22 protein-coding genes are annotated in these 23,190 nt (G+C 50.3%); 5 read left to right on the forward strand and 17 right to left on the reverse strand.

Annotated features, from left to right (window positions below; translation table 11 throughout):
- Positions 1 to 326 precede the first annotated feature (326 nt).
- Positions 327 to 1,118 carry a transposase gene (locus tag LKD70_RS07960; RefSeq protein ID WP_227707501.1) on the forward strand — a complete coding sequence of 264 codons (792 nt, stop codon included), beginning with the start codon at positions 327 to 329 and terminating at the stop codon, positions 1,116 to 1,118.
- Between the two features lie 243 nt (positions 1,119 to 1,361).
- On the opposite strand, the gene crcB is transcribed toward LKD70_RS07960, so the two are convergent.
- From crcB to LKD70_RS08010, 10 genes are all read right to left on the reverse strand, one after another.
- The gene (crcB, locus tag LKD70_RS07965; protein ID WP_407690930.1) at positions 1,362 to 1,736 is read right to left on the reverse strand and encodes a fluoride efflux transporter CrcB; all 375 of its coding nucleotides are present in this window, start codon (positions 1,734 to 1,736) and stop codon (positions 1,362 to 1,364) included.
- A gap of 7 nt (positions 1,737 to 1,743) precedes the next feature.
- The gene (gene dapF / locus LKD70_RS07970) at positions 1,744 to 2,583 is read right to left on the reverse strand and encodes a diaminopimelate epimerase (RefSeq protein ID WP_227707502.1); all 840 of its coding nucleotides are present in this window, start codon (positions 2,581 to 2,583) and stop codon (positions 1,744 to 1,746) included.
- A 231-nt stretch (positions 2,584 to 2,814) separates the two neighbouring features.
- A complete protein-coding gene (locus LKD70_RS07975) occupies positions 2,815 to 3,555 on the reverse strand; it encodes a class II aldolase/adducin family protein (protein WP_407690931.1) in 741 nt (246 codons plus the stop codon).
- A 4-nt stretch (positions 3,556 to 3,559) separates the two neighbouring features.
- The gene (locus tag LKD70_RS07980) at positions 3,560 to 4,108 is read right to left on the reverse strand and encodes an ANTAR domain-containing response regulator (protein WP_227707503.1); all 549 of its coding nucleotides are present in this window, start codon (positions 4,106 to 4,108) and stop codon (positions 3,560 to 3,562) included.
- A 99-nt stretch (positions 4,109 to 4,207) separates the two neighbouring features.
- Positions 4,208 to 5,539, reverse strand: a complete 1,332-nt coding sequence (gene glnA / locus LKD70_RS07985; RefSeq protein ID WP_227707504.1) for a type I glutamate--ammonia ligase — start codon at positions 5,537 to 5,539, stop codon at positions 4,208 to 4,210.
- A 162-nt stretch (positions 5,540 to 5,701) separates the two neighbouring features.
- A complete protein-coding gene (locus tag LKD70_RS07990; RefSeq protein WP_456115011.1) occupies positions 5,702 to 7,795 on the reverse strand; it encodes an alpha-amylase family protein in 2,094 nt (697 codons plus the stop codon).
- Between the two features lie 49 nt (positions 7,796 to 7,844).
- Positions 7,845 to 10,028 (reverse strand): alpha-galactosidase, encoded by a 2,184-nt coding sequence (locus LKD70_RS07995; protein ID WP_227707505.1) that lies wholly within the window; start codon positions 10,026 to 10,028, stop codon positions 7,845 to 7,847.
- Positions 10,029 to 10,184: 156 nt separating this feature from the next.
- Positions 10,185 to 11,027, reverse strand: a complete 843-nt coding sequence (locus tag LKD70_RS08000; RefSeq protein ID WP_227707506.1) for a carbohydrate ABC transporter permease — start codon at positions 11,025 to 11,027, stop codon at positions 10,185 to 10,187.
- On the reverse strand, positions 11,027 to 11,899 hold the full coding sequence (locus LKD70_RS08005; RefSeq protein WP_227707507.1) for a carbohydrate ABC transporter permease: 873 nt from the start codon (positions 11,897 to 11,899) through the stop codon (positions 11,027 to 11,029). The genes LKD70_RS08000 and LKD70_RS08005 overlap by 1 nt, the downstream gene beginning before the upstream one ends.
- An 18-nt stretch (positions 11,900 to 11,917) precedes the next feature.
- Positions 11,918 to 13,201, reverse strand: a complete 1,284-nt coding sequence (locus LKD70_RS08010) for an ABC transporter substrate-binding protein (RefSeq protein ID WP_227707508.1) — start codon at positions 13,199 to 13,201, stop codon at positions 11,918 to 11,920.
- Between the two features lie 214 nt (positions 13,202 to 13,415).
- Here LKD70_RS08010 and LKD70_RS08015 point away from each other — a divergent pair, with 214 nt between their 5' ends.
- On the forward strand, positions 13,416 to 14,267 hold the full coding sequence (locus LKD70_RS08015; protein ID WP_227707509.1) for an AraC family transcriptional regulator: 852 nt from the start codon (positions 13,416 to 13,418) through the stop codon (positions 14,265 to 14,267).
- Between the two features lie 518 nt (positions 14,268 to 14,785).
- Here the strand turns inward: LKD70_RS08015 and LKD70_RS08020 are convergent.
- The 7 genes from LKD70_RS08020 to LKD70_RS08050 all read right to left on the reverse strand — a co-directional run bounded on the left by LKD70_RS08020 (position 14,786) and on the right by LKD70_RS08050 (position 20,271).
- Positions 14,786 to 15,742 (reverse strand): PfkB family carbohydrate kinase, encoded by a 957-nt coding sequence (locus tag LKD70_RS08020; RefSeq protein WP_227707510.1) that lies wholly within the window; start codon positions 15,740 to 15,742, stop codon positions 14,786 to 14,788.
- Positions 15,743 to 15,798: 56 nt separating this feature from the next.
- The gene (locus LKD70_RS08025) at positions 15,799 to 16,746 is read right to left on the reverse strand and encodes a TIGR03943 family putative permease subunit (RefSeq protein WP_227707511.1); all 948 of its coding nucleotides are present in this window, start codon (positions 16,744 to 16,746) and stop codon (positions 15,799 to 15,801) included.
- Between the two features lie 27 nt (positions 16,747 to 16,773).
- Complete coding sequence (locus LKD70_RS08030) at positions 16,774 to 17,811, reverse strand: CobW family GTP-binding protein (RefSeq protein ID WP_227707512.1); 1,038 nt, start codon at positions 17,809 to 17,811, stop codon at positions 16,774 to 16,776.
- Positions 17,812 to 17,876: 65 nt separating this feature from the next.
- A complete protein-coding gene (locus LKD70_RS08035) occupies positions 17,877 to 18,632 on the reverse strand; it encodes an exodeoxyribonuclease III (protein ID WP_227707513.1) in 756 nt (251 codons plus the stop codon).
- 97 nt (positions 18,633 to 18,729) lie between these two features.
- Positions 18,730 to 19,467 carry a tRNA pseudouridine(38-40) synthase TruA gene (truA, locus tag LKD70_RS08040; protein WP_227707514.1) on the reverse strand — a complete coding sequence of 246 codons (738 nt, stop codon included), beginning with the start codon at positions 19,465 to 19,467 and terminating at the stop codon, positions 18,730 to 18,732.
- Positions 19,468 to 19,471: 4 nt separating this feature from the next.
- Entirely contained in the window at positions 19,472 to 19,921 is a 450-nt protein-coding gene (nrdR, locus tag LKD70_RS08045; RefSeq protein ID WP_227707515.1) for a transcriptional regulator NrdR, read from the reverse strand.
- A gap of 68 nt (positions 19,922 to 19,989) precedes the next feature.
- Positions 19,990 to 20,271 (reverse strand): YlmC/YmxH family sporulation protein, encoded by a 282-nt coding sequence (locus LKD70_RS08050; RefSeq protein WP_265104778.1) that lies wholly within the window; start codon positions 20,269 to 20,271, stop codon positions 19,990 to 19,992.
- A gap of 118 nt (positions 20,272 to 20,389) precedes the next feature.
- Here LKD70_RS08050 and LKD70_RS08055 point away from each other — a divergent pair, with 118 nt between their 5' ends.
- The 3 genes from LKD70_RS08055 (at position 20,390) to LKD70_RS08065 (ending at position 23,149) form a co-directional block, all read left to right on the forward strand.
- A complete protein-coding gene (locus LKD70_RS08055; protein ID WP_227707516.1) occupies positions 20,390 to 20,770 on the forward strand; it encodes a DUF3783 domain-containing protein in 381 nt (126 codons plus the stop codon).
- 103 nt (positions 20,771 to 20,873) lie between these two features.
- Entirely contained in the window at positions 20,874 to 22,457 is a 1,584-nt protein-coding gene (locus tag LKD70_RS08060; protein ID WP_227707517.1) for a DUF975 family protein, read from the forward strand.
- Between the two features lie 131 nt (positions 22,458 to 22,588).
- The gene (locus LKD70_RS08065) at positions 22,589 to 23,149 is read left to right on the forward strand and encodes an HD domain-containing protein (RefSeq protein WP_265104779.1); all 561 of its coding nucleotides are present in this window, start codon (positions 22,589 to 22,591) and stop codon (positions 23,147 to 23,149) included.
- Positions 23,150 to 23,190: the final 41 nt, after the last annotated feature.

Here is a 23,190-nt window from a genome sequence, read left to right on the forward strand (position 1 = left end):
ATACTAATTTTTGAGTTTGGCTTGCGACACCATTCTCATTTTAGCATAGGAGGCTTTTTATTTATATCTTACACGCTCCTGCTTACTCCATTCTCCCCAGCATAGCTGGGGGATTAGACCTTTCATTCAACAAGCGTTGGACAAAAAACTGATCAAATCGGGAACCATTATCGTTGATTCTACTCATACACTTGCGTCTGTTCGGGCAAAATCCCCAACGCAGATTCTGCGGGATATGAGCAAACAACTCCGGAAAGAGATTTATAAAACAGCTTTTGAATTATCAGAGCAATTTCCTGAGAAACCATCTTTGGAAGCAGGACTGGATGAAAAAATTACTAGAAGACGAACATCTCAAGGAAATCCGCTCCAAAGATGATAAAGACGCACGGTTTGGACATAAGACGGCAACCAGTACGTTTTATGGGTATAAAAATCATCTTGCGATGACAGAAGAACGTTTCATTGCGGGGATCAGCGTAACAGACGGAGGAGCACCAGATGGACAGGAATTACCAAAACTGATAGAAAAAACAAAGGGAAACGGAATAAAAGTTGCAGAAGTGATAGGCGATATGGCATATGTCAGTGATGATAATCTGAAAACCTGCGGACAAGAAATAGCGCTGATAGCCCGGACGAACACAGCGGTAGCGGCTGCCGTAAATGGTGAACTTAAGGAAGGTTTCTGCTTCAATAAAGATGCAGGTATGTTGCAATGTCCTGCAGGAGAACTTTCTACACGTATAGAAAAAAGGTCGGCTTCAAATGGAAACACTTATTTAAGGTATATCTTTAGTAAAGTTAAATGCCGGAAATGTCCGCAAAAAGAGAATTGCTATGTGGGAAAATCAAAGGCAAAAATACGAAGTTACAGTATTACGCAGGCAAGCGAGAAAAACCTTGAAAGACTTAAATTTGAAGAAAGTGAATATTTCAAGGAGCGAATGAAGATCCGGCATAGAATAGAAGAAAAGAATGGAGAATTAAAAGAAGCCCACGGATTGCGCAGAGCAGATTCGAGAGGTCTATTTGCTATGCATCTGCAAATGTATTTTACGGCATTTACAGCAAATATAAAACGAATAGTAAGATTAGAGGAGCTGGCTATGGAGTAAACCATAGCTTTTTTCGGATTTTTCTAAACAAAGAATTGAAAATAATCTAAAAGAAAAACTTCCACTTAAGAAAAAATGGAAGTTTTTCAGTGCCCTTTTAAATACGGGCTTTGCGGCGTTTTTCTATTTCTTTTGTCCGAGCCATAATCGGCTAATGCAGCATTTAAAGAAATTTCTTCCCTGTTTTTACCTCTATCGCATACGTCTTTTGAGTCCTCAGTGATTTCAGATAGAAGTATACAATCAGTTCACCACTGCTTCTCCCGCAAACACCGCAGCTGTCCCAACCACCGCGCTCAGCACCACATACAGTATCGCCGTCCCTGTATTTCCGGCCCGCAGCAGATCCCCGGTTTCCAGCGCAAAAGTGGAGAAGGTCGTAAAGCCTCCGCATATGCCTGTCTTTAAGAAGAGAATAAGCCTCGGACTGATCTGAACGTTTTTCACTGCTGCCGCTGCGATGATCCCGATCACAAACGCACCTGCAACATTTATCAGAAATGTTTTTACCGGGAAGCCTCCGCTCTGTCCTACCGGCATCAGTCCGATCAGATAACGGCATACAGCGCCCAGAAACCCTCCGGCGCCTACAGCCGCACATTCAAATATAATCTGCACTTTTTTCTCACTCCTCCGGCCATTCACCTTCAAATACAACCTTTGCCGGTCCGGTCATAAATACGGTGTCCTTTTCCCGGTCCCACTGAATCAGAAGGTCTCCGCCCAACAGCTTCACCGTCACCTCATCGTCCGTCCGTCCGTTCAGCACACAGGCAACCGCCACAGCGCACGCCCCTGTGCCGCATGCGAGCGTCTCTCCGGAGCCGCGTTCCCACACGCGCATCTCAACAGTCTTTCTGTCCAGCACCCGCACAAACTCTGTGTTGACCCTGTTCGGAAATCTTTCGTGATTTTCAAACTTCGGTCCGATCATTTCAAGAGGAAGTTCCCTGACATCGCAGTCCACAAACACGACTGCGTGCGGATTTCCCATGGACACACACGTCATGCGGTACTCATCCCTGTCCACAGCGATCGGCTCATCCACCGCACTGTCTCCGTCCGCTTTCACCGGGACTTTCTCCGGCGCAAGCTCCGGCTTCCCCATATCCACCTTCACAAGGCTTACTTTCCCGTCTTCTACCGTAAGATCAAGGTATTTGATTCCTCCCAGCGTCTCCACCGAGATCTGCGCCTTATCTGTCAGTCCGTAGTCGTATACATATTTTGCCACACAGCGGATTCCATTTCCGCACATCTCTCCTCTGGAACCGTCCGCATTATACATCTCCATCTCAAAATCCGCGCGGTCAGACGGATTAATCATAATCAGTCCATCGGAACCGACGCCGAAGTGGCGGTCGCTGATCTTCACCGCCAGCCCGGAGGGATCTTCAATCTTCTCCTTAAAGCAGTTTACATATACATAGTCATTTCCAAGCCCCTGCATCTTCGTAAATCTCATATAAACCTCCGCTCTGCCGCCCGGCAGACGGCAATGTTCTCTGTTATGCATCAATTCAGAATGCTCTTTTCTCTCTTCCCTATTCTACCTGATCTGTCCGCCGGATTCAACATCCGATAATCACTCACCGCGTGCAAGATACGTGCTTGCCCTGCTGCAGTTCCGGTTTCGCTTACGCAGGTGATTACCGGTTTCCGCAGGCTGTTCACAAATCCGCAGGGGCAGATATCCCTACACCGTCATATGTTCAGCCAGAAATGCCTTTACAGCTCGTTCTTCCTCCTCTGACAGCGGCTTGTATGTTCCGAGAAGTCTGGCGTAATAGGTTGTCTTTGCCATCTCTTCCGTATACTCCGTTGCCTCCATGGCCGCCCTGATATTTTTCCCGCAGCAGAACATGCCGTGATTCCGGATCAGAACCGCTCTCCCCTCCGCACCAAGAGCCTCGACCATCATCTGCGCCCCCTCTTCACTTCCCGGAAGAGAAAACGGAACGACAGGCACCGGAGTGAATTCGCAGTGGGGAAGTGTAACCGGCCGCAGCTCTCTCTGCTCGTCCATCGCCATAATCACTGCAAACATTGCATGCGTATGCACCGTCGCCCGCACATCCGGTCTCGCGCGGTAAACCGCAGTGTGCATCGGCACTTCAGAGGAAGGACGATGCCTGCCCTCCAGCCAGCGCCCGTTCAGATCAACAATCGCGATATCCTCTTCTGTCATTCCTTTATACGGGACTCCGCTCGGCGTAATCGCGATCACGTCATCACGGTCGTCCCGGACTGCAATATTTCCCGACGTCCCTTTAATCAGTCCCTGCTCCTGAGCCTCAAAAACCGCTTCGATCACCTGTTTTCTGATTTTTTCATATTTCATGACCGTGTCCCTTTCCTCTGTATTCCACGTATTTTCCCATTCTGCCGTCGTTTTGCCGCTTGACTTCACTCTTTCCTTGCCGTCTCGCTTCCACACGGCTTTACTCTTTCATCACTGTCAGTATCATCCGTGCGGTCTCCGCCATATCCGTGCCGCTCTCCATGCTTGTCCTCTGCACATACCGGTGCGCTTCTTCCTCTGTCATATTATTTCGTTCCATGAGCAGAGCCTTTGCCTGTTCTATCGTCCGCCGCTCGTCCTCATTCCGCTTTTTCCCGGTCTCCCTGCGTTTTCTCCGCTTCCGGTTCTGCGTCTCCTGCATCATCTCAAGCGTATTGATCAAGTCATATATTTTCAGAGGCATGGACAGCCCCATCACACCGTCAGGCAGCCCGTTCATCCATATATCCAGCGGAGCAAGCAAAAGCATTTCTATCCCCGCAGGCAGATATTCTCTCAGCTCAGTATACTGCATATCCTGCATCCGGTGGCCGCAGATAACGATCCCGTCACTGCACATCTCCGCATACTGCAGAACTTTTGCTCCGCTTAAGCAGACGGCAGAGACTTCGATTCCGGACTTGGCCAGAATATTCCGGATATTCACCGCGTTTTCCCGTTTTGAAAACGCCACGATAATACTGCTCAAATCTCTGCCACCTCCTTATGATTTTTCCTGCCGCCGTTCTGTTTCCGCCCATACCCGGTTTGCAGATGCCGCGCTTCCGGCATCCGCTTCCCGTTTCGCCTACAGACGGTACAGATAATTGGCGATCTCCCAGTCTGTCACCTGCATACAGTAATCATGGTATTCTTTTCTGTGCGCCTTTATGATCTTGTCTGAGAGTTTCCTTCCGAGCACATCCAGAATCAGATCATCCTTCTCCAGCTCATCCACCGCGTCTTTCAGCGTGCGGGGAAGTTCCTGGACTCCCAGTTCTTTCCTCCGCTCCGGAGACATTTTCTGGATATTTTCGTCAATGCTGTCCGGGGGCATGATCTGATTTTTGATTCCGTCCAGACCTGCCATCAGAAGTACTGCAAGGGCAAGATACGGATTCGCCGTTGCGTCCGGGCTTCTCAGCTCGATTCTTGTATTCTCGCCTCTCCCTTCCGGCACGCGGATCAGCGGGCCTCTCGTCTTTGAAGACCAGCCCATATAAACCGGGGCCTCGTATCCGGGGACAAAGCGCTTGTAGGAATTGACCGTCGGGTTTGTGATGCATGTAACCGCCTTCATATGCTTCATCAGGCCGCCGATGAAATAGTATCCTTCCCTGCTCAGCCCGTTTCTGTCATTTTCATCCCGGAAGGCGTTTTTCCCGTTCCGCTCCAGAGAAAGATTGATATGCATCCCCGAACCGTAAGTCTCGATCTTCGGCTTCGGCATAAACGTGGCGAAGAGTCCGTGTCTTTTGGCAATCGTCTTCACCACCATCTTAAACGTCATCAGATTATCCGCAGTCACAAGCGCCTCGTCATACCGGAAGTCGATCTCATGCTGCGCCGGGGCGATCTCGTGGTGGGAGGAAAGGATTTCAAAGCCCATCTCCTCCAGAGTGAGAATCATATCTCTTCTCGCATTCTCTCCGAAATCCACCGGTCCCACATCAAAATATCCGCCTTTTTCATGAGTCAGCGTTGTCGGCAGACCGTCCTCATCCGTATGGAAAAGGAAGAATTCACACTCCGGTCCGGCATTCAGCGTATACCCCATTTCCGCCGCCCGGGCAATCGCCCTTTTCAGCACATATCTGGGGTCAATCTCGTACGGTGTGCCGTCCATCCGATACACGTCGCAGATCAGACGGGCCACCTTACCCTGCTGGGGACGCCACGGGAATATTTCAAACGTGCTCAGATCCGGATAAAGATACATATCCGAGTCCTCTTCATCATAAAATCCGTCCAGTGAAGAGACGTCAAACATGCACCGGTTATCCAGCGCCTTCTCAAGCTGGCTGACTGTCACGGCCATATTTTTCATAGAACCGAAGATATCGGTGAACTGGAGGCGGATAAACGCCACATCCTCCTCTTCCACGAGACGCAGAATATCGTCTCTTGTATAGTTATGCATAAAATAAGCCCTCCTTTTCATTCTGTTTTTCGCAGCGTCAGTATACACCGGCGCTGTCCGGCTTAAACGGCAAAAGGGCGTTCTCCTCCCGGAAGAAACGCCCTTGTTTCGTCATTATTATATATTCTCAGCTTCGGAATGTCAAACAGCTGTGAAAACTTTTCATCTTTTCATCCACATGAAATCCCAGCCCGCAAGATACGTTTTCTGGAACTTCGCGGTTTTTCCCGTCAGAAGATCCGTGTACTCCGCCTCTTCCGGCATCCATACATCCTTTCCTTCATCGCTGAAGTTAAACACCGCGTGAAGTTCTTCGCCATGCGATTTTCTCACAACCCAGAGAATAGACTGATCGCTGTAGTCTTTCGTGTACACTTCCGCATCCGCGTCAAACACGTTCTCCCGTCTCCGGATCGCCTCAAGCTGATTCAGTCCGCAGAAGATACGCCCCTGTACACTCTCTTTGTCTGTGATCTTCTCCGCCAGATCCCAGCAGAACTTTCCTCTGTGGATATAGCGGGAATCCGCCGCTTTCTCCGGATCCTCCTTGTACGTGTAGTCGTTGACCTGTCCCACTTCATCCCCGCTGTAGAGCATGGGAATCCCCGACTGGGTAAACATATACGCATGCAGCATGAGATCCTTCCGGACCGCCCACTTCATCTTCTCCTCATTCTGCTCAAATCCCGCACTCTCAATGCCGCACATGGATGCCGTTGTCCCGCAGAATCTCGCATCCCCGGTGACAGGATCGTCATTGTACAGCTCGCCGCGGCTTACGCTTCCTTCCGTCTTTCCCTGGAAATAGTCATTCAGATATTTCTTGTGGGGTACCTCTTTCATCCCCCATTGGCTCAGAGTCTCATAGTCAAGTCCCCAGCCGATATCATCGTGGCAGCGAAGATAATTCAGGAAAGTATATTCTCTCGGCAGCGCGCACACAATGTCCATCTGCTTGCGCAAAAGCCGGATATCCCGTGTCGCCACCGTGTTCCACGTTGTCGCCATGGTTGTTACGTTATAGAGCATATGGCATTCCGGCTTCTCCACCGTCCCGAAATAGGGCGCCACCTTGTCCGGTTCCATGACAACCTCTCCGAGCAGCACAATTCCCGGACAGACGATCTCCCCGATCATACGCATCATCCGGACGATGGTATGCACCTGGGGAAGGTTGCGGCAGTTCGTTCCCAGCTCTTTCCAGATATACGGAACAGCGTCAATGCGGATAATGTCCATTCCCTGGTTTGCCAGATAGAGGAAATTGTACATCATCTCATTGAACACCCGCGGATTGCGGTAGTTGAGATCCCACTGATACGGATAAAATGTCGTCATCACATAGTGTCCCAGTTCAGGAAGCCATGTGAAGTTTCCCGGAGCTGTAGTCGGAAATACCTGGGGAACCGTTTTCTCATACTCCTGCGGTATCTGCGGGTCCGCATAGAAGAAATAACGGCTCATGTACTCCCCGTCACCCTGACGCGCTTTCACTGCCCACTCGTGGTCCTCAGACGTGTGATTCATGACAAAATCCATGCAGAGGCTGATTCCTTTCTCGTGGCACTTTGCCGCAAGCTCCGCCAGATCGTCCATCGTCCCCAGCTCCGGTTTCACCTTCCGGAAGTCCGCCACCGCATATCCGCCGTCAGACCGTCCTTTCGGAGAATCCAGAAACGGCATGAGATGAATATAGTTGACGTTGCACTTTTCAAGATACGGAAGTTTCTCCTGTACACCCTTTATATTTCCGGCAAAATTGTCAATGTACATCATCATGCCGAGCATATCTCTTTTCCGGTACCACTCGCCCTGCGCCGCGCGCTGCTGGTCAAGCTTCTTGAGCTCTTTATTCCGCGCGTCATAATAGCGCTTCATCTGACTGCACAGTTCCGCAAACATATCATCATTTTCGTACAGCTCCATGTACAGCCATCTCAGCTCATCATGATGCCTTGCAAGCCGCTCCTCGAAAATCCTGTCTTCCTCTTTCTGCATTTCATCTGCTGACTCTGCTTCCGCTGGCTCCGACTTCGCCTGCTCTTCCGCTTTCTCCTGTTCCTCCACCGACTCTGTCTTCGCCTGTTCTTCCACTTTCTCCTTTTCCTCCGCCGGCTCCGGCTTCGCCTGTTCTTCTGCTTTTTCCTGTTCTGCTTCTTTCGCCTTCACTGCTTCATTCTTTATATTTTCCGCTTTTTTCAGCTTCTGTGTCCTGGCCGCCTCTCTTTTTCTCGCAGCCCTGGATTTTTTTGCCATCTTTGCAAACCTCCGTCTGTTTTTGTTCTGCGCTTCTGTTCCGCGCCCCTTATTTCACTTCTACAAAGTGCCACTGATACGCCTGATACTCTCCGTCGAGCACCGGTTTTGGCACTCCGGCCTCCTTAAGAGCTGTGCTGTTGTACACTTTTCCGCTCTCTGTATCCCGGTACATTGTATTTTCCTTCAGTCCTCTGACTTTGATATAATCCACGGTCATGTTGGCATGTTTCCTGATACCGACAACCTGGACAAGCGCCTCGCTCCGGTCTTCAGACACGAACTCCCACGCCCCCTGATTGTCCGTCTGCGGATTCGTAAGACGGTAGTAAAGCCCTGTCTGTACAAGGGATGCATACTTTTTGTACTGCGCGATCTGGGCTCGGATCTCCTCTTTTTCCTCCTCGCTCAGCTCGTTCAGATTCAGCTCATACCCGAACGTTCCCGCCATGGCTACCGTTCCTCTCGTCTTCATGGGCGTAACTCTCCCCGTCTGGTGATTCGGTGAAGCAGAAACGTGAGCGCCCACGCACGACGCAGGATAGATAAAGGATGTTCCGTACTGGATCTCCAGACGGTCAATCGGGTCCGTATTGTCGCTGCACCAGATCTGCGGCGTATAGTAAAGCATTCCGGCGTCAAACCGTCCGCCTCCGCCGCTGCATCCTTCGATCAGGATGTCCGGATACCGGTTCACAAGCCGCTCCAGGAAATCATAGAGACCGAGAACGTAATCATGGAGTACCCTCCCCTGGCTGTCCGCCGTGGCAGAGTAGACATCCGCGATGCTCCGGTTCATATCCCATTTGATATATTCTACATTCCCCTGATCCAGCACAGCACAGATCTTCCGGTAAATGTACTCCACAACCTCTTTTCTTGAGAAGTCAAGCACAAGCTGATGTCTGGAACGGTTCGGCCTTCTTCCCGGAATGACGAACGCCCAGTCCGGATGCGCCCTGTAGAGATCGCTGTCCTCATTGACCATCTCCGGTTCAATCCAGATGCCGAATTTCAGCCCCATGTCATTGATTTTTCCGATCAGTTCGCCCAGCGTGCACCCCAGCTTCTCCTCATTGACCTTCCAGTCTCCGAGCCCTCTTAATTCACTGTCTCTTTTTCCGAACCATCCGTCGTCCATGACAAACATTTCGATCCCCAGATCCGCCGCCTCTTTTGCCAGTCTGAGAAGAGATTCCCCTGTGAAATCAAAATATGATGCCTCCCAGCTGTTTAAGAGGATCGGCCGTACCGCTTCTTTATATTTTCCCCGGCACAGATGGGATCTCATACACCGGTGAAGGTTCTGGGAAAGCTTCGCAAGTCCCTCGGATGAGTAGCTCATGATCACTTCCGGCGACTGAAATTCCTCTCCAGCGTTCAGCGGATAGGCGAACTGTTCCTCAGACATCCCCATCAGAAGCCGGGTCTGATAATACTGATCCTGCCCTGCCTCACTCTGGAATCCCCCGCTGTACACGAAGGACATGGCATAACAGCTTCCCGCATCCTCTGTCGCGTCATGTTCCGCCATGATAACGGCCGGGTTGTACTGATGACTGGAAGAACCCCTCAGGCTGCCGATTTTGGATACACCGTGACCGATGGGCATTCTCTGGAAGTTCCGCTCCATCGCGTGCCGCCCGTAAAATGTAATGAAATCATACTGTCCGCCGAGCATGTCCAGACACGCCGGGGCAAGCTTTTTCACAGAAATATGACCGTCACTCGCATTGATGATCCGCACGCTTCTCGTAATGATGTCGTACTCCGGAAGGACGCCGTAGAGCAGCACTGCCTTCACTCCGGTCACCCGGTCCTGAAGGACGACCTCAAGCGTCTGCGCTTCCTTCTCATCCGCATACACGGCCGGAAGCCCCTCCAGAGAATATTTTCCGTCTTTTATGCTGTGGCTCTCGTAACGGAAATCGCTGCAGTATGTGCGGTCCGTATTTTTGATAATACATGCCGGGGTACGGTAATCCCCCGTTCCAAGGGAAGGGAACTCCTGGGGAAGCGAGTCCATGGAGTAGGTCTTGTCAGTTCCCGCGTCATAAGGATTCCCGGAAAATCCTCTGTCGTAATACGTCAGAAGATAATCCATGCATCCTTCCGCATATTTTCCGTAGTACAGATGCAGCAGAAAGCCATATCTGTCAATCTGCATCTGATACGTGGTATTCCTTGTATGCAGGGTAATTGTATTCTGCTTCTCGTCATAAATTATGCTCATTTTTTCTCCTCCTGCCCGGGTCCAAGACTCGTCCGTCTCCTGAAGAGGCGGGAGTCGTCTCCCGTCTGATATAAAAAGTAAGGCGGGTGCATGTACTCCTTTGTACATATACCCGCCCTGCTGCGAAAGCGCCTGTGCGCATCCGCGTCCGGTCTTTTACTTCACAGCTCCGTTTACCACGCCGTTGATAATCTGTTTCTGGCAGATCACATAGAATATGATAATCGGGATTAACGCCAGCAGATAAGACGCAAACGCCAGGTTATAGTTCGTTCCGAACTGTGTCTGGAATGTCAGCTGTGCCAGTGGAAGTGTGTTCGATCCTTTTCCTGACATGATAATCAGAGGAGTCATAACATCGTTCCAGACTGCCAGCGCCGTAATAACTGCAACAGTCGCGTGCATCGGCTTCATGATCGGGAAGATGATCTTCCAGAACGTGCGCCATGTGCTCGCACCATCCACTCTGGCCGCTTCTTCAAGCGCGATCGGAATATTTACAAGGTATCCTGTATAAAGGAGTAAATTCATCGGCATATAGAATACCACATAAAGAAGGATAACGCCAGCCCAATTATCAAGATGCATCTCTGCAGTCTGTTTCGCCAGAGGCATCATCAGAATCGCAAACGGAACAAACATACCGCTTACAATAAACAGGTAAATCAGGTTATAAACCTTGCTGTGCGCTTTATTTCTTCCTACTGCAAATCCCATCAGGGAATGAAGAAGAATACAAAGGACAACCGTGCTGACCGTAACCAGAAGGCTGTTTCCCAGCGAATGCCAGAAATCCGTAAGCTCCATAGCCTGTGCGAAGTTGCTTAAACTCCACGTCTCAGGCAGCGAGAGAATCCCCGCGATGCTGTTTGTCATCTCCGAAGGCTGCTTAAATGCAATGATAATTGTCATATACAGCGGAAATGCCACTGTAATCAGTCCGATAAACAGAAGGATTGTAACGGGCCAGTTGATTCTTGCTTTCATCTTCTCATACATTATAACTGCTCCTCCTTCTTACTTGATATCGTCATCTGTGCTACGGATATTGCCACGATCACGATGAAGAATACAACCGCGTTCGCACTCTGATATCCGAAGCTTCCTCCTGACAGACCGTTATTGTAGATCAGGTAGGAGATTGACTCCGTACTCTGCTCCGGACCGCCCTTTGTCATAGCCATGATCTGGTCGAATACCATCAGGAAATTCTTCACACACAGTACCATGTTGATGGTGAAGAACGGGATAATCAGCGGGAATGTCAGATACTTAAATTTTTTCCAGCCCGTTGCCCCGTCCAGGTCTCCTGCCTCGTATACATCTTCCGGCACGGTCTGGAGGCCGGATATATAAATGATTGTGTTCATCGCAATGGACTGCCATGCACATACAATCACAATCGCGATCCATGCGGTCTTGCTGTTGGAAAGCATGCTTGAGCTGAACGCGTCAATCCCAAGCGCGTCTCCCATTCCCGGCAGAATATACGTAAAGAAATACTGGAAAATATATCCTACTACCAGTGCTCCCAGTACATTCGGCACGAAATACGCCGCGCGCAGGAACGTCTTTCCCTTGATCTTGCTGTTCAGTCCCAAAGCAAGAACCAGACTGATCACATTCGTCAGAATCGTGGCGACAACCGCCAGTTTAATCGTAAACAGGTAAGAGCCGCCGATTCTCGGATCTGTAAACAGATCCATGTAGTTTCTGAATCCTACAAAGTCATACGTTCCAAAGCCTTTAAAATTTGTAAAGCTGTAGATCACACCGCAAATCAGCGGTATGGTGTTAAAGCAGACGAACAATGCCAGGATCGGTATCGTGATCAGCATATATGTCCGTTTGCTGTCATTTACTTTTTTCATAATCGCCCCGCTCCTTTCCTACTCGGCATCCCCGTGTTCCTCGTTGTATTCCTGGACCGCGCGGATGATATCTCTGTTGTACCGCTGCCAGCGTGTATCAAAATCGCTAAGGAACGCCTCCGCGTCTCCGTTGATCAGATACGTCTGGATCAGGGCGTCTGCAGCCATCTCTGACGGATAGTAATGATCCTGGTAATCTGTCATATTGCCCGCGTCAATAAATGACTTCATTCCATCAAGCATTGGCGCCAGCTCAAAATCCCCATCCTTGCATGGAACCGCGTTCTGGTCGTCAATATACGCCTGAATATTCTCGTCTTCCATAAGGAAATCAAGCACCTCGTACGCCGCTTCTTTATTCTCGCATTCAGCCGTCACCGCGAACATCAGGTCAACGCCCGAGTTCAGCGTATTCTTTGACGCATCGTCATTTCCCGGTGTCACAAATGAGTCGATATTCATCTCCGGATTCACTGAAAGAATCTGCGGCACGGCATAGCTTCCAATCGGGTACATCGCAGACTCTCCATTTGCAAACGCTGTACATGCATCGTTATATCCATATGCAAACGGATCGTCCGGCCCATAGCTCACAAGCTCCAGACACTTCTCAGCCACTTCTTTATACTCTTCAGAGAACGTTGTCTCTCCCGCATTTACCTGCTGGCATGTATCCGCAGGCGCCAGATCTACTGCCAGGGAGTTCCACGGCGCCAGACAGGTCCACGTATCCCTGAATCCGAAATAGAACGGCAGGATTCCTTCCGACTGTATCTCTTCACAGAGATCGATCAGCTCACCCCACGATTCCGGTATCTCCCAGCCGTGTTCTTCAAACATGTCCTTGTTATAGAGAATTCCCGCCGCATTCGCCACATAAGGCACGCCGTATGTACCCTCTTTCGGAGTGATCTCCAGATTCTCCAGAATATCCACATAGGACTCTTTGACGTCCGCAAGTCCCGGGTAGTCGGATACATCCGCAAGAATATCGGCATCGACATAGTAGGAGTAGTTGATATCCCCCCCTATACCGATAATGTCGGGGTAATCCTCCCTGATGAACCGTGTTCGCATGATCGTACTTGCGTCATTCGGCGAACTGATCGTCAGATGGATGTCGTCGTGAGATGCGTTGAACTCCTCCTCCACCTGGTCGAAGTACGCTGCAGCTTCCGGCTTATACTGCAGGATCTCAATCTCCGTTTTTCCGCTGTTCTCACCTGAACTGCATCCCGGAAGAATGGCTGCTGTAAGCATGGTCACTGCAAGAACCGCACTGATCGCATTTTTCTTTTTCATGTAATTTTCAGCTCCTTCCTCTAGCTTTTCCACTTATGACTTGATTATAACATTCCAAAACGCAACTAAAAATACCTATATATCTGTCATTTTATGCCACAATGCGACTTATATGATGTCGCTGAGAACTATGGTCGCATTTTGGTATATTCTGATGTATAATCATCTTAAACTGACTTTCCAATATGGTTTTCTCTGAAAGGAGACCGGCCTTATGAGCAATATTATGTTTTCCGTATTTCCAAATGAAAATTTCGTAGATTTAAGCCTTTATCAGTTCGGCAAAGAGGAATGCTCCCCCGCCCATTCTTTCGGACCGGCCGCGCGAAATCATTATCTGTTCCACTATGTTCTCTCCGGGACCGGCCGTCTCATGGCGGACGATTCCAGGGGCGCCACACAGGAATATCAGATCAAAAGCGGACAGGGCTTCATGATCTTTCCGCGCCAGATCAACACATATATCGCAGACAGGGAACTTCCATGGGAATATGTATGGATTGAGTTCGACGGGCTGCGCGCAAAGGAGATCATCGAGATCGCCGGTCTTTCTCCTGACCGCCCTGTATATCATGCCGCCTCAAAAGACCTTCGGGAAAATATGAAAAATGAGATGCTCTACATTGCGGAACACGGGCAGGAGTCCCCGTTCCATCTGATCGGGCACCTTTACCTGTTTATCGATTATCTCTCCCGTTCCACCGCTTCCATGCGTCTTTCCTCCAGCGGAAAGATGAGGGATTTCTATATTAAAGAAGCGCTCAACTATATCGAACAGAACTTCCAGAACGATATCTCCATCGAGGGGATCGCCGACTTCTGCGGACTGAACCGCACTTACTTCGGGCGTATTTTCAAGGAGACGATCGGAAAATCTCCGCAGGAGTTTCTTTTGAGCTACCGCATGGCAAAAGCGGCCGAGCTTTTGAAACTCACCTCCCTCTCTGTGAATGACATCGGGAACGCGGTCGGGTATCCGAACCAGCTCCATTTTTCCAGGGCATTTAAAAATGTGTATGGGCTCTCGCCAAGAGAATGGCGCAATAAGAACCGTATGGTGAAGTGATGAAGAACCCGCCGCAGGAAACCAGATATCCATATGCATCAGTGGTGTCCATGCACGAAAGGTATCCCTCGGGGACACACTTGCGTTCGGGACACAGCGCAGCGGTACATAGGCGCGCAAAGGACGCGCGCCAAGCACCGGCGCTGTTTTACGGCCCCCTGCGGGATACCCTCCGCGCACTGGGCTGCTGCAGATCGGATCCGTGTTCGCATCTGTGGCAGTTTCTTATAAAAATGATATTCAGTCTGATACCCCGGCGGGTAAACAGTCATATCCGCCGGCCTGTTATTCCCGGGAATGAAGTAAACTTTTTTCTCAGAACTTTCCGTCTGAATTTTCGCAGCGAGAGGGCGGGTATGGTATCCCGCAGCGGGCCGTGGAACGACGCCGGTGTTTAGAGCGCGTCCTTTGCGCTCTTATGCACCGCTGCGTTGTTCCCCCGAGCGCAAGCGTGCCCGCAAGGGATATCCATACCCGCCCTCTCGCGGAAACCTATACGGAAATCACTCTGTCATTTTTTACTTCATCAGCTCCAGCACTTCTTCTCTCTCCGGCATGGATTTAATCGCGCCTTTCTTTGTTGTCACAAGTGCCGCCGCCGCATTCGCGAAGGTCAGCATCTCCCCCACCTGCTCCTCAGTCATGTTGTCAAAGTCATGCTCCAGCACATAGTTGAGCACGCTTCCGCAGAAGGTGTCTCCCGCTCCGGTCGTCTCGATGGCGTTCACGGAAAATCCGGGGCGCTCCACTCTCATTCCTTTATAATAGGAACGGCTTCCGTTTTTCCCCATTGTCAGATTGATCATCGGGATATGGAACTTCTCCTGAAGGTACACGATTCCCTCGTCATAGTCCTCTTTCCCTGAGATGAACTGAATCTCATTGTCTGCGATCTTGAGAATATCGCAGACAGAAAAACCGTATTCCATCTGCTCTTTCGCCAGATCAAGAGAGGACCACAGCGGCGGGCGCAGATTCGGATCAAAGGAGATCAGGCAGTCCTTCTCCTTTGCGGCTTTCAGCGCTTTTTTCGTCGCCGCTCTCACGCCGTCGTGCGTCATGGAGAGGGTTCCGAAATGAAAGATCTTCGACTGCCCGATAAAATCCGGATCCACCTCGTCCTCCGTAAGCATCATATCCGCTCCCGGATTCCGGTAGAAGGAGAACTCTCTGTCCCCGTCCGGAAATGTGTGTACAAAGGCAAGCGTCGTATTCACTTCCCCGTCCGCCAGGAGATGAGAAGCGTCAATTCCCGCTTCCGTAATTGTGTTTCTGAGAAGCGTCCCGAACTGGTCTTTTCCGACCTTACCGAGAAAAGCCGTCTTTTTTCCCATCTTGTTGAGAAGCGCCAGCACGTTGCAGGGAGCCCCGCCCGGGCATGCCTCAAACATATTGTTTCCCTGTTCGCTCTGACCGTTCATCGTAAAGTCGATCAGCAGCTCTCCGAGTGCGATCACATCGTATTTCTTTTCCATTCTGTACCTCCTCCGGCTGCCCGCCGGTCCATGTATTCTTTCACATCGCCGATGAATCAGTTAAAGTATACGAGCTCATCGATCGGTTCGGCCATGTCAATATTTTCCGCTTCCAGCACAGGGCCTTCCCCCTGGTACACCGACAGATTGGCAAATCTCACCTTTGCCCTTACTTTCACCCACTGTCCGGCTTTCAGTTTCGGAGCGTATGCGCTCCGACATACATACCCCAGAAATGATGTATCGTCCGCGCAGCATGTCATCGCCATCCGCCCCGGAAGGAACACCTTCGACGGAAACGATCTCGGTTTAAGCACTTTCGCGGTAAACTCCACGACTTTTCCCTTATACCGGTCCGGATTCTCCATCATATCCACATACCAGATGCCGTAATCTTCTTTCGCGATCTCGATCACCGGCGCCTTCAGATCATAGGGAACCTCGTCCTCGAAAATGTTCTCGATCTCGCCTTCCTCATCCTCAAAGATCACTTCTGCCTGAGGACTTACGACCTTTACGCTTCTTCTGTATCCCGCCAGAGGCTTGATATCGGTGCAGCGGTTAAAGAGCACCATATCAGCGCCTCTTACCATCTCCACAAACAGCGGTTTTAAGTTCGTCAGATACATCTGGAACGTACTTGCGTCCACTGTAGTAATCTTCTGCTCAATGCCCCATCCCGCAGGCAGCTTTAAATTCTCAAAGTCACTTACCTTCCACATGCCGTTATACTCTACCACAACACGTTCCGGACGGTGCTTCTTCTCCATTTCTTCAAGCCACGCTTCGGTCAGCTCTTCCTGATCCTCCACGGTTTCAATGACAACGCCGTATTTGAGCATCTCGGCCGGATCGTACTCTTCCTCCCCTTCTTCGCAGAGGATAAGAAGGGTCTTTCCATCAATCTGAAAATAGTCCTGTTTCAGTGTGAACGTCAGAAACTGTGTCTTTCCGCTGTCCAGAAATCCGGTCATGAGATAGACCATCACACTTGGTTCATTCATTTTTACACTCTCCCATCCTGGTGCAGATTATTTATCCAGGCCGAACAGTTCCGCAAGCCTGTCTTCCTTAAGCTCCGCTCCGATCACGCAGATGCGGCCCGTGTACTCCGGCTCACCTGTGCGCACTTCATGCTCCTCCGGAACCATGTCAAAGTAGATCCACTCGCCGTCAGCGCCCGCAACCATGCCTTTCGCGCGGAGCACGTTTCCGTATGATTCATCTGCCTCCAGTTTGGCAAGGATGTCATTGATCTGCTCTTTTGTATACGTGTGAATCGTCTCGCGTCCCCAGCTTGTGAAGACATCGTCCGCGTGGTGGTGGCCCTCATGATCATGATGATGGTGATGATCGTGACCGTGGCAGCACTCATGCTCATCATCGTGGTGATGGTGGTCGTGATCATGCTCATGATCGTGGTGATGATGATCTTCATGCGCGATCTCATCAAGCAGCTCTTCTTCCAGCGACTTGGAGGACTCCATCGTCTCCAGTATCTTTTCGCCGGAAAGCTTTGCGATCGGCGTCGTGATAAAAGGAGCCTTCGCGTTCAGCTCTCTTAAAAGCGCCACGCTCTCCTCCACCTTCTCCGGTTTCGCCTTGTCCGTCCGGCTTAAGATAACGGCACCCGCGTACTCAATCTGATTACTGAAAAACTCGCCGAAATTCTTCCTGTAGATTCTGCACTTTGTCACATCCACAACGGTTGTGAAACTGTTGAGCGCTGCATCGATCTCGTCCTGCACATCCTGCACCGCGCGGATCACATCCGAAAGTTTTCCGACACCTGAAGGCTCGATCAGGATTCTGTCCGGATGATAGGTATCCACCACTTCTCTTAACGATTTTCCAAAATCGCCCACAAGGGAACAGCAGATACACCCGGAGTTCATCTCTCTGATCTCAATACCGGAATCCTTAAGGAAACCGCCGTCAATACCGATCTCCCCGAACTCGTTTTCAATCAGAACAACCTGCTCTCCCTGAAACGCCTCAGAGAGCAGCTTCTTGATCAGTGTCGTCTTCCCGGCTCCGAGAAAGCCGGAAATAATATCTATCTTTGTCATTTTACATCATCCTCCTCTGATATAATCTGACAGAAACCTCATGCAGTTTCTGTTCTTCTGCCCCGCTACGCCTTTAGATCAAGCTCCACCGGGCAGTGATCCGATCCCATGACATCCGTCAGGATCCTGGCATCCTCAAGCCTGTCCTTGAGACTTTCCGACACGCAGAAATAGTCAATACGCCACCCTGCGTTCTTCGCCCTGGCGCTGAACCGGTAGGACCACCACGAATAGATTCCCTCCTGATCCGGATAAAAATACCGGAACGTGTCGATGAAGCCCGCATCCAGAAGCTCTGTAAATTTCTGGCGCTCTTCATCCGTAAATCCGGCGTTTCTCCGGTTCGTCTTCGGGTTTTTCAGGTCAATCTCCCTGTGAGCCACGTTCATATCTCCCGTGACAATCACAGGTTTTGTCTTCTCCAGGCCTTTTAAATACGCCCGGAAATCATCTTCCCATCTCATCCGGTAGTCAAGTCTTGCCAGTTCATTCTGGGAATTCGGCGTGTACACTGTGACAAAATAAAAGTCGTCAAACTCGCACGTAATTACACGTCCCTCCTGGTCATGCTCCTCGATTCCGATTCCGTACGAAACCGAGAGCGGTTCTTTCTTTGTAAATACCGCGGTTCCCGAGTATCCTTTTTTCACCGCATAATTCCAGTACTGGAAATATCCGGGCAAATTGAGGGAAAGCTGCCCCTCCTGCATTTTTGTCTCCTGGATACAGAAAATATCGGCGTCTGCCTGTTGAAAGAAATCAACGAATCCTTTCTGCACACATGCCCGGATTCCGTTTACATTCCATGATATCAGCTTCATGCATACCTCCTTTTTGCGCCGTTCTGCGGCGTATGCAGTTTCCGCGTTCTGCCTTGCAAAAGAAGAGACAGATAAATTATCTACCTGTCACTCTTCCTCACTCATAACGCACTTCTCTCAGAAACAGCCCTCCCGCCGGAGCGAGAAAACCGGCCTGTCTCCGGTCCTTTGCCGCAAGGGCGTCCGCCGCGCTCTCCGGGGTGCGTTCATACCTCCCCGCCTCGAGCAGAGTACCGGTCAGTATCCGCACCATATGGTACAGAAAGCCTGTCCCCTCGTACCGAAGCGTCACCCTGCTGCCCTGTCCGCTGACTATTATATCATAAATCGTCCGCTTTGTGGACTTTTCATCCTTTTTATCTGTATATGCCGCAAACTCATGCGTTCCCTTAAGATACGACGCTGCTTTTCTCATCGCATCCAGGTCAAGTTCTCCCGGAAGGTGACAGCAGTACCGCCTCCGGAACACATCCGGCCGCTCCCCCGTATCAATATGGTATTCATATACTTTTCCGACAGCGCTTTTCCGCGCGTGAAATCCGTTTTTAACCAGCTCTTCTCTTAAAATCCGGATATCTCCGGGCAGGAGTCCGTTTATTTTCTCTGTGAAAAATCCGTCCTCCTGAAGTCCCGAAAGCACAATGCTCGCCACCTGTCCTGATGCGTGTACTCCCGCGTCCGTTCTGCCGGAACCATTTACCTCCACAGCATACCCGAGGCACCCGGACACAGTCTTCTCCAGTATTCCCTGTATCGTCTGCTCCGTATTCCTCTGCCGCTGCCAGCCCTGATAGCGGGTGCCGTCGTATGCAACCGTAATCCTGTACGTCCGCATATTATTATTGAAGGAATTTCTTCAGCTCGTCCATAAATGTGTTCGCATCCTTAAACTCTCTGTACACAGAAGCGAACCTCACGTATGCCACCGGGTCAAGCTCTTTTAACTTGTCCATAACAATCTCCCCGATCTCGCTGCTCGGAATCTCCTTCTCCTCCCTGTTGAATATCTCCAGCTCTATCGCATCGATCGTCCTCTGGATCTCCTCCGCGGGAACAGGTCTTTTGTAGCACGCGCTCAGCACGCCCTTCTCGATCTTTGAGCGCTTGTACTGCTCCCGGTTGTTGTCCTTCTTTATAACAATCACCGGGATCGTCTCCACCTTCTCATATGTAGTGAACCTTCTCCCGCACTCGTCACAGGAACGCCGCCTGCGAATGGAACTGTTATCCTCCGCCGGCCGGGAATCGATGACTCTTGTATCCGGGTTTCCGCAATATGGACATTTCATAATGATTTTCCGCCTTTCTCCGCAATCTGAGTCGGTTCTGTATGATCTTTGTACATTATACACAATCGCTAATACTTTTGCAAAAACTTTTCTTCCTGAATCTCAACAATTACAAGGTCCGGCCCGATTTTCCGTATGCACGCGAACGGAATGACATACTCGCAGTCTGTCCCGAGGAATCCGCATATCTTTCCGGGTCCCGGAATAATGACGGCCTCCACTTCCCCGCTGCACACGTTGATCTCCACATCAACGATACACCCGAGACGTCTTCCGCTGCATATATTGATCACTTCCCTGCTTTTCAGTTCACAGACTCTCACTCCGCCTCTCCCCTTTCTTCTCAGCATATGCGCGCTTCTCGGCACGGGATCATCCTTTTTATATTGTATGCTTTGCCCTTCCATTTTGCGCGCCCATGCATTACAATAAGAATACATATTTTTAAATTCAGGAGATTGACCGACTATGAAAGAAACAATACTGCTCTTCCATGCACCCGAAAAAGAACAGCTCTTAAAAATCGAGATGGCGCTCTTCCCGCTTCACGTCAGATTAAAGCGGATCAGCCCTGAGGATTACAGCCATCCGCTCGGATATCTCGCCGGTGTTCCGGATGTGGAGCCCGCCAAAGAGAAATACAGCGGCCCCGAACTGCCTGACACGATGTTTGTCTTCTGTTTCTTAAGTGAGAACAGACTGAACCAGGCTCTTGCGGCACTCCGGAAGTCCGGTGCGGGTCCATTCCCATATAAAGCAGTTCTGACACCGACCAACAGCACATGGACCGCTCCCGACTGTTTTCAGGAACTGCGCCGGGAGCACGAAGCGCTTCATCCGGGAACTTAAGATGACTTATCCGGTAAACTGAGGCGGTTCACCGGAAGCTTGCAAATCCACCTTCGATAAACTATAATAAATCACATCATACTGATTCAGCAGGAGAAACGATATGTGGAAGAGAAAAGCACTGAAAAAGAACACCCGCGGGCTTTTAAAGCGCAGTTACTGGCGTATGATCGCCGTCTGCTTTCTGACCGCCATGCTGACCACAGCCTATGCTGTCTCCACTACGTTTTTAAACCTGCAGTTTTCTGCACATCCGCATTATACGGATGCGGCATTTTCTACCGGAATTCCGAATTCCGAGGTCATCGAAGAGACAATCCGGCATTTTCTGGAGCATACGCCCATGATCCGCCTGCTCCAGAGCGGTGCCTTTGATATCACCTCCCTGCTTGTGGACCTGTATTCAACAAATTTCTCTGTCTTTTTTTCCTCGCTGAGAGCCGCGAACGCATTTCTGACAGAAAGTTTTTCACTCACTGTTTTCTTCCCTCTGGCCGGGCTGATTCTTGCAGTCCTGTATCAGATATTCGTGAGCAATCTTCTGATCATAGGAGAAAAGAGGTATTTTCTTGAAAACCGCAACTACAGGCAGACAACCATATCGAAAGTCTTCTTTCTCTATCGTCTCCGCTGTATTATCAATCCTGCATGGATCATGTTCTGCCGCTCTGTTTTTCAGATGCTGTGGAACCTGACGATTGTCGGCGGTATCATCAAGCACTATGAATATATTCTGATTCCTTTTATCCTGGCGGAAAACCCGAAAATCGACCGGAAAGACGCTTTCTTTCTGTCCCGCCAGCTCATGCAGCACAACAAATGGAGATATTTCCTCCTCGACCTTTCCTTTATCGGATGGAGGGCTCTCTCCCTGCTTACGCTCGGCCTGCTTGATTTTCTTTATGTGAATCCGTATATCAGCGGCGTTACAGCGGAGCTCTACGCTATTCTGCGCAGAAATTACGTTCTTTCCCGCTCATCCCGCTACGAGCATTTAAGCGACTCCTTCCTGGAGCACGTACCATCAGAGGACGAACTGCTGATCAGCAAGGCGCTCTATGACGATTCACAGGGACCGTATACAAAAATCTCGTATTTTGCGCCGGAACAGTATCCGGTATTTCTCTTCTCGGTACAGCCGCCGGAGAAAGCTGTGCGCCCTCCGCTGAAAGCCGACAGAAAATATGCTCCCGGCGCCTGTATATTCCTCTTTTTTGCGTTCTCTTTTCTCGGCTGGATTCTCGAGACATCCATCCATTTGATGAGAGACGGGTCACTGCTTAAAAATACCGTGCTCTTCGGCCCATGGCTTCCGATATACGGATTATACGGCACACTGGCTCTGCTCCTGCTGCGGAGGTTTCTGAAAAAACCGGTACAGGTCTTCGTTCTGTGTACGGCGCTGTATTCCGTACTGGAGTATGTCTTTAATTCGGTTTACGAACTTATTACTCACTCTGCGCTTCGCGATTACAGTGAGTATTTTCTGAATTTCAACGGCCGGATCTATCCCGGCGGCTCTGTAGCCTTCGGGCTGCTCGGATGTGCGTTCCTTTATTATCTCGCGCCGCGCTGGTCAGAAATATTTATGAAGCGGCAGAAAGCAGTGCGGATTCTGATCAACAGCAGCCTGTGCATCCTGTTTGCAGCTGATATCGCTGTTTCTGTTTTACCGCTGTTTCAGTAACACCGCTGCACACTAAGCATTGTACTCGGCATCAGCCTGTGTTAAAATTTACTTGACAACTGACCGATAAATCACGAAATCGATCCGGCTTTACGAGCGGAATCGGCTTTCAGTCTTGCGGAGGAATTAACATGATCGTAGATGACGCGATGGAATTTGCGGCAAAGGCACACGAGGGACAGTTCCGGAAAGGAACAAGACGACCCTATATTGTCCATCCAATCGAGGTGGCGGATATCGTGTCGACGATGACAAAAGATGAAGAAGTAATATGTGCAGCTGTGCTGCATGATACGATTGAAGACTGCAGCGGAATTACCTGGGATGTACTCAAGCTCCGCTTCGGCGGCAGAGTTGCCGACATGGTTGCGCAGGAGAGCGAGGACAAATCCTTAAGCTGGATGGAACGCAAGAGCTCCACCATTTCAAGATTGAAAACCGCCCCGCTGGAAGTACAGATGATTGGTCTTGCGGACAAGCTGTCCAATATGCGCGATATCGACCGGGACTATCCGGTGCACGGAGACGCGCTCTGGAGCAGATTCCGCATGCAGAGCAAGTCCGCTCTTGCCTGGTACTACAAGGGGATCCGTGACGTGCTCAGAGATCATTTTGAGGGAATCCCCGCATACATGGAATACTGCCGGCTCATCGAGAAAAACTTCGGCCCGGACACAGAGACACCGGAATAGCCGAACAGCAAAGATACGTCACTGCAGTGACTCTCATCAGT

The sequence above is a fragment of the Ruminococcus turbiniformis genome (assembly GCF_020687545.1).
Classification (GTDB): Bacteria; Bacillota; Clostridia; order Lachnospirales; family Lachnospiraceae; genus Mediterraneibacter; species Mediterraneibacter turbiniformis.